Origin of the sequence: Mesorhizobium delmotii, from assembly GCF_900149755.1 — a bacterium.
In the GTDB taxonomy this organism is placed as follows: Bacteria; Pseudomonadota; Alphaproteobacteria; order Rhizobiales; family Rhizobiaceae; genus Mesorhizobium; species Mesorhizobium delmotii.
In genome coordinates this window covers 109,182-116,711 of record NZ_FUIG01000070.1, presented here as the reverse complement: position 1 = coordinate 116,711, position 7,530 = coordinate 109,182, and the positions used below count along the sequence as shown (strand labels likewise).

Here is a 7,530-nt window from a genome sequence, read left to right as displayed (position 1 = left end):
GCGCCTTAGACGTGGCAAAAACGTCATCCTTGGCAAAGTTGGTGATGCGGTCATGCCCGCTCACCCCCGCTTCCGCAACGAAGAAGGTGTTGTGGTAGGGAGGCCCCGTCAGCACGTCGTCGGTCGAGGCCGAGCCGTCCTGCGTTCCGGGACGGTCGATGATCGGGCAGGTGCTCGGAATGGCACCAACATTGATCGAAAGGACCGCCGTATCGGATGCTCCATCATTGTCGAAGATTTTGTAGGTGAGCGTGTCCGTGCCGGTGAATCCCGCACCGGGTGTGTAGGTAAGAGTGCCATCGGAATTGAAAGCCGCCGTGCCGTTCGCCGGGACCGTGTCTACCAAATAGCTTGCAATCGTCCCGTCGGGATCGCTGTCGTTCGCCAATACCGCGACAGTCACCGGAGTGCCAACGCCGGTCGAGGCGATGTCATCCTCCGCGATCGGGGGCTGTGTGATCGTTCCGCCGCCGCCAGTGCCGGCTTCGAGGGCGCCGACAAAGAACCCTGCGTCGAGATTACTGTCATTGGAGTCAGCTACGCCCAGCTTGATGGTGTTCTCACCATCCTGCAGCTCAACGGTGACGCTTAGTTTCGTACTGATCCCGTCATATTCGATGGCGATATGTCCGTCTTGATTGTCTTGGAAATTGCCGGCTGCGAGATTCTCGTCGATCACCGCCAGAGCATTTCCGTTTGCAAATTTGGCAATATTCACGCCATTGACGATAATCGCGGCGATATCCGAGAACTGGCTCGAGAATTCGGGGAATTCCTCAGAACCGAAGACGAACGAGAAGGTGATGGACTTCGTTTCCGCCGACCCCGCAACAACAGCAAAGCTGAGGGTATTGGCATCGTTGACGTCCAATGCGATGCCAGCTGCAGCGGCCAACAAGTCCGCGTCTGAGCCGGATCCCGTGGTTCTGCTGAAACCACCGGTGGTGTTAGTTATCGCCGGCGTTCCGCTCCCGCTCGTGAGCAAGAGGCCTGAATCGATGCCAAGCGTTGCGCCGGCTCCCGAGAAAGTCGAAGCCTGGTCCGCTGCTCCTTGGTAAGACACCGAACCGGGTACAAGCGTCAAGCCTGTGCCTAGTAAACCCGCAGCAATAGTCGAGGGATCCGCCGTAGATGGATCAAAGGGATTGAAGGTTGTAGCCATCTGAGCCTCCCGAAAAGTTGATCAGGCATGAAACAACTGGGACAATGCAGCGGGAGCTCAGCTTCTTGAAACCGCGGTTACAGCAGGGGCTCGCAGGCCCCGGCGAGTGTTCAGAAGGTCAAATCGCGAGCGATCACTGCATCCCATTCGACGCAGCGCTGAGACACCCGACCTGGGATAGCGCGAAAATGGCCCCTCTCAAGCAACGCAGAACCACCTTACAGCGCAGCGACTCCCCTCTGCGACGTATTTTTCTGCAATTTATTCAAGATGAACGCAATTGTGCCATATTAGTACAGGTTTTGCAATTGGGATTCTGTGCAGACGCCTACGAATCTTGGCAAGCTATCGTCTTGTCGACGAATTCTGATTTGCTTCAAGCATAACTACAGCAGTTTTGGTCCCTTGGCTGGCCGATATTTGAGCAGAGCGTGACGGTTCGCGACAACTTAGCATGTTGAGTTCGTAGGGGGGAGGCAAGGAGGAAGATAGTAGCCACGAGGCGTAGAAGGAACGGCGGCTGATTTCGGAGCGTACCAGGGCCGCCCTCGCCTCCCGCAAAGCCAAGGGTGCCCGGGCTTGGCAATCCCACAAATTCCGCAGAGGCAGCCGCCAAAGGGCGGCAAACGTCCATTCAGGAGGCGGAAAGATTTGCCCGGACCGTGCTACCGATCGTTCGAGCAAGTCAGCGGTCTGGCGTGACCAGCCTGCGCGAGATCGCCATGGCCCTGAACAATCGTGGGGTTCGTACCGCCAGGGGCGGCCAATACGGGAGAAGAAGACTACACTACTAGAAGCTCGGCCGCCGTTGGCAAGCCGCCCCTAACCCCTAACAGGGGGAACTGCATGGCCTGGTCCCGGTTAAGTGGACCAGGAGTAGGCCAAGTTCTAAACGCTTGTTGCCTGAACGGACGAGGAACTGACGCTTTCGCTCGCCGACCGCAGTTCCTCGCAGCACCGAGCCGACTGTGGGCTCAACCGATCGACGTAGCATCGTCGCTTGCAAGCTTCTCGCCGCGGCACGGACGGCGATGATCGGAACCGCGCTCGCGCGAGCAGCACATATTCTTTATACTTAAAGCAATCCAGAATTCATCGAAAACACGGCCGCTTACAAAGATTCGACATCGCTTGAATAAAATCCCAATTGCACAGCGCGTCCTATTATGACACACTTATGACTAGCTTGAAAAAATGCTCGGTATGCGCGGAGGGAGTCCGGATGCCAGGGTGGTTGCGCGTTACCTGTGAGCGGTAGCCAGTGGCTAATTCGGTCGGGTTTCGATTGTAACGCTGTCGTCTCCGGACGCTTAGTTGCTGCTGAGCAGCGATTTGTCTCGACGGAGGCAGCTCACTTGAACATTTCATTAAGGGACTTCACAGGTGGCTGCCGATGGCGCTGCACCGACCGAGGCGAGCGGCCAGCTCCTTTACGACACGACCGCTGGAGCTCTGAGCTGGGACGTCGACGGAACAGGATCACAGGGAGATCCGGTCAGGGTCGCCGATCTTAGCGGCGTCCCACTCACAACAGCGTCTGATTTCAGTTTGGTATAGGACGCCGATGTCTTCGCCACCCTTTTCAGCACGGCGGCCAGCCGAGCGCATGCTCGCCCAGGCCGGATATGGGATCGGACTGATCGCGTTGCTGAGCGGCGGGGTGAACGCGCTCGTCCTGATCTCCCCCATCTATATGTTGCAGATCTATGATCGAGTGCTTCAGACGTACCGGGTCGAGACGCTGCTCTACCTGTCGCTGATTGCTGTGGCCTGCGTTGTGGTACTGGGGATATTCGACAGCTTGCGAGGCATGGCGGCATCGCGACTCGGCCGTTGGTGGGACGAAACTGCGAGGTCGGATATCTTCGACGCAGCGCTGTCCGCGTCGCGGCTCAAGGGACCGAACGCCGCAGCAAGCATGCACGACCTGCAACAGGTCAGGTCCTTCGTCGGCAGCCCTTCGATGTTGCCCTTCTTCGATGCGCCATGGACGCCCGTGTTCCTGGGACTGATCTTCCTGTTGCATCCACTGCTGGGTCTGCTGGGGGTGTTTTCTGCCCTCGTTCTCCTGTGCTTTGCGGTTGCGAATGACCTTTTTTCGCACACAGCGCAGGCAAGGCTGGGCGGCAAACCTGCCGCTAATTCTGTGTTTGTGGCAACTGCGATGCGAAACTCTGATGTAGTGCACGCCATGGGAATGCAGCCCGCGGTGGTCCGGCTGCACGAGCGGCACCAGGACGAGATCAATGCGATCAGCCAACAGGCCGGGGAGCGGTCCGCACTTGTCCTCGGGGCTTCGAAGGCAGTGCGCATCGGAGTTCAGATCGCCGTCCTTGGCGTAGGCGCCTACCTGGTCACGCTTGGCGAACTTACCGCGGGTGGAATGATCGGGGCATCCATCGTCCTGGGCCGCGCTCTCGCTCCCATCGAACAGGGAATCGGGTCGTGGCGGAGCTTCACGGCGGCCCGCGAGGCCAACTCCCGAATCAAGATCCTGCTCCGAAGCGGTCAGCCCTTTGTGGAACCGACTGCCTTGCCGCCGCCTGCCGGGAAAGTCTCGGTTGAGAACCTGTCTCTCGTGCTTCAGGGCCACGATCGCCCTGTTTTGCGGCAGGTAAGCTTCGTGCTTCAGCCCGGCAGCGTCTTGGCCGTCGTGGGCCCATCGGCGGCTGGGAAAAGCACGCTTTGCCGGGTCCTGGTCGGCTCGTGGCGTCCAAGTACCGGCCATGTCCGTATTGATGGCGCTGCACTCGAACATTGGCGTACCGAAGATCGCAACCGGCACATCGGCTATCTTCCACAGTCAATCGAACTTTTCGGCGGCACAGTGCGCCAGAACATTGCCCGGCTCGGCGACGCCAGTGATGCAGAGGTTGTCAAGGCGGCTCAGCGCGCCGGCTGCCACGACATGATCCTGCGGCTGACCAAGGGATATGACACGGAGATAGGCGAAGGCGGCATCTTCCTGAGCGGTGGTCAGCGGCAACGGATCGCGCTTGCGAGAGCGCTTCTCGGCAATCCCCGGGTCGTGGTGCTCGACGAACCCAATTCCAATCTGGACCAGGAGGGTGAGAGCACGCTCATTGCTGCCATCGCCGAGATCAAGCAAGCGGGGGCGACTGTGGTCCTTGTAAGCCATCGATTCGCAATGATGCGGGTTGTCGACATGATCGCCTTCCTGCGTGACGGCGTGCTCGAAAAATTTGGTCCGCGCGATCAGATGCTGGAGGAATTGCGGGCCGTGCCCGCCCAGGTCGGCAAAAAGGTGGCCGGCGTTGGCGAAGCGAGAAAGGCGGCCGTCTGATGAGCAGCGCAGCCTCGGCGAGCCTGCGCCAAGCTTTGCGCCCGGTGGCACAGGCAGGCGCGGGGCTGGCCATTCTGTTTGTTGGCGGGTTCGCCGCCTGGAGCATCTACGCACCTCTCGCCAGCGCCGCCATTGCGCCGGGGATCGTCAGTCCCGATTCCAGCCGCAAGACCGTCCAGCACCTGGAAGGCGGAATAGTCCACGAAATCCTGGTGCGCGAAGGCGACCAGGTTGCGAAGGGCGCGGTTCTCATGAGGTTGTCGCCCACGCAGGCTCGGGCGAGCTTCAGCGCCCGGCAGCACCAGTCGTTCCGCCTCGACGCGGAGAGGCTAAGGTTGCAGGCGTTGAAGCAGGGGGTTGATGCACTGACCTGGCCGACAACCCTCAGCAGCCTAGAAGATGACGACTACCAAATCTTCCTGGCCAATCAGGATGCGCTCTTCGACCTCCAGCGGCGGGCGCTGGACGAGAAGAAGAAAATACTGGAACGCCGAAAGGGCCAGATCGAACAGGAGATTGCCGCCGTCGAGCGCGAGAATGAAGGCACGGCCGAGCAATTGCGCATCCTTTCGGAGGAGATCACCGACAAGATGCACATCTTCAAGAAGGGGCTGGCCCGCAAGCCGGAACTTCTTGCCCTGCAGCGCCTGCGTGCGGAGTTAATGGCAAGAAGTGCTGCCAATGAGGCTTCTATAGCCCGATCTCAGCAAGCTATCGAGGAAGTGGCAATCGCCATCCTTTCCGCTGAAACCGAGTTTCACAACTCGATCGCTGAGGATAGTAGTCGTGTCAACAGTGAGCTTTCTCAGCTTGAGCAAGGAATCGCTTCTACGGAAGACGTGCTTCTCCGCACCGATATTCTCGCTCCGGTGGCCGGAACGGTTCTGAATCTGAGAGCCAAGACTATTGGTGGAGTAGTTGGACCTGGAGAGCCCATCCTGGATATTGTCCCGGAGGAGGACGCACTGGTCTTTGAAGCTCGTCTTTCCCCTAACGACATCGATGTTGTGAGGATAGGCCAAATGGCACGGATTCACCTTGGCCCATATTCTGCACGTAATTTAACGCCGCTGATGGGCAATGTGGTGCGTATCAGTCCTGACATCATGACAGACGATGTAACGAGGCAAGCCTACTATGAAGTTCGTGTTCAGGTGGGTTCCGAAGCGCTTGTCAACTTGCCTCCAGACGTGATGCTGAAGCCTGGCATGCAGGCGGAAGTTTTCATCATATCCACCGAGCAAACGCTTTTCGGCTACATGTCCGCACCAATAATCTCGTCTTTTCGACGAGCGTTTCGCGAGGAATGAGCGGTGGCTTTCAGATGGGCGGGCTAATGCGGGGTGATGGCGCGCAGTACGAGTCGCCTCGAGCTCTCCTCATTGCCAAAAAAACAGCGCGTGCCTCTCCAAGTGCTTTCCGCAGCCCGGAACTGGTGGACACCTTCGGAGGGACCCACCCCGGCTGGGGGAAAGCGTGTCGCCTGTCTTTTGCGGGAGAGCTTGAAAGCGCCGCCGACCGCATCGCAGCTATGTCGCGGGGCGGATCTGCAGATCATCCTGCGCCGCGCCGCATTGATGCTCAGAAACGTTGCCGGCGCGCCCGCTGGAGCCCGCGACGGAGGACGCTCTAAACTCCATCGCGGCCGAGATGAAAATTGGCCGGTCCGACCTCATTCAGATCGTGCCGCGCGAGTGGCTGGAAACCAACGCCTATCTGCCAGTCCGAACGATCGATGAGGAAAGCGAGACGGCAGCGCGTAGCTGGGACGCGACCTCTATGCAGAAGACCCGCCGCTACATTTGCGAAGCGACGGGCCTCCGCCCCATTTCCCCCATACCTGACCAAGCAACTGCCGTGCCAGACTTATTGACCCATTGCGGCGCACCTTATGGCTTCTGTGCGGCGGAATTACCGACACGTACTTCGTTCGCATGTTTCGATTGCATTAGCCTTAACTCACGTATTCACCAGCCACGTGAGCACGCCCCCCGAAGGCTCGCTGGTCAGGCCCAGCGGCCTCCCCCCGCAACCAAAGCCGCTGGGCCGCCCCCGCCCCGCTAGTCTAGACTAGAGCTTCCCTTTGAACCGATCTCCATCCATGGGGCTGGGCAGCTACATCATAGGCGAACGAATCCTATAAGCGGTAGATGATCGGAGGCGACCCGCGAAAGCGGCGTGTCATGGGCTTCGACGGTTGAGATCATTCCGTGTCGATTTGCCATGATCCGGTCGAGCGACAGCAGCGGCAGGCTCGATGGAAAGGTGGGGACCGCCGGCGGCGCGGGACCGAAAGTCGTGTGCAGCGTGTTCAGCGCGGAACGGTTTCCGAGTCGCCATTCGTTCAAATCGCCGAGCAGCAGTGTTGGTTTTTCGTCCGGTCTGTTCATGATTTCGAGCACGACACGGGCCTGTTCGGAGCGCGATCGGCGCAGCAAGCCGAGATGGGCTGCGATAATGCGCAGAGTTCGTTTCTCGTCCAGATCGATTTCGGCAACCAGGGCTCCGCGCGGCTCCAGCCCCGGGAGCTTTATCTGATGGACATTGCGAACGATGCCCCGTTTGAAAAGCAGAACGTTGCCGTGCCAGCCGTGCCCTTTGCCGTTTCCGGACACCGGCACCGGCACCAGGCCCGTTTCCAATTCGAGACGCAGCAGATCCAGAAGGCCGGCACGATCTCCAAAGCGATTGTCCGCTTCCTGCAACGCAATGACATCCGGGGCGATTTCCCGGATGACGCGACCGATTCGTTCGGGATCAAACTTTCTGTCGACGCCCACGCATTTGTGAACGTTGTAAGATGCGACCAGAGTCCCCGCGGGGCGTGTCCCTTCGGACGGCGCAGCCATCGCCTTCTGCTTTTTTCTGTCGCGAATGGATTTGAGCACACTTGCAGGAAAGCTATGTCCAGTTCTTTGCATCAGTCTGCTGCTCGTCCTCACTACCTTCAAGACTTAGCTTTGTCTCACTCAAATAGGATCTGCAATCGCTGCTTCCCTGCCCTGACGAGATGCGGCGCCTAAAAGGAGCGATGGCTGCGTCACCCGAATTCCCCCCGGCAGAA

General features: G+C 59.1%; 4 protein-coding genes and 1 pseudogene. 3 read left to right on the top strand and 2 right to left on the bottom strand.

The window, feature by feature from the left end:
• A partial coding sequence (locus tag BQ8482_RS33265) for a choice-of-anchor L domain-containing protein (RefSeq protein ID WP_208867925.1) occupies positions 1–1,162 on the bottom strand: 1,162 nt, incomplete at its 3' end.
• Between the two features lie 1,606 nt (positions 1,163–2,768).
• Here BQ8482_RS33265 and BQ8482_RS33260 point away from each other — a divergent pair.
• From BQ8482_RS33260 to BQ8482_RS39845, 3 genes and pseudogenes are all read left to right on the top strand, one after another.
• Positions 2,769–4,466, top strand: coding sequence for a type I secretion system permease/ATPase (locus BQ8482_RS33260; protein WP_165848819.1), 1,698 nt, complete (start codon positions 2,769–2,771; stop codon positions 4,464–4,466).
• Positions 4,466–5,776, top strand: coding sequence for an HlyD family type I secretion periplasmic adaptor subunit (locus tag BQ8482_RS33255; RefSeq protein WP_123151437.1), 1,311 nt, complete (start codon positions 4,466–4,468; stop codon positions 5,774–5,776). The genes BQ8482_RS33260 and BQ8482_RS33255 overlap by 1 nt, the downstream gene beginning before the upstream one ends.
• Positions 5,777–5,997: 221 nt before the next feature.
• A pseudogene (locus BQ8482_RS39845) lies at positions 5,998–6,215 on the top strand (hypothetical protein); the annotation flags it as partial.
• A gap of 371 nt (positions 6,216–6,586) precedes the next feature.
• Here the strand turns inward: BQ8482_RS39845 and BQ8482_RS33245 are convergent.
• The gene (locus BQ8482_RS33245; protein ID WP_123151436.1) at positions 6,587–7,387 is read right to left on the bottom strand and encodes an endonuclease/exonuclease/phosphatase family protein; all 801 of its coding nucleotides are present in this window, start codon (positions 7,385–7,387) and stop codon (positions 6,587–6,589) included.
• Positions 7,388–7,530: the final 143 nt, after the last annotated feature.

Excerpts from the sequence above, each read along its gene's own strand:
- BQ8482_RS33260 (WP_165848819.1), top strand. The coding sequence starts at position 2,769 with ATGCTCGCCCAGGCCGGATATGGGATCGGACTGATCGCGTTGCTGAGC.
- BQ8482_RS33255 (WP_123151437.1), top strand. The coding sequence starts at position 4,466 with ATGAGCAGCGCAGCCTCGGCGAGCCTGCGCCAAGCTTTGCGCCCGGTG.
- BQ8482_RS33245 (WP_123151436.1), bottom strand. The coding sequence starts at position 7,387 with ATGCAAAGAACTGGACATAGCTTTCCTGCAAGTGTGCTCAAATCCATT.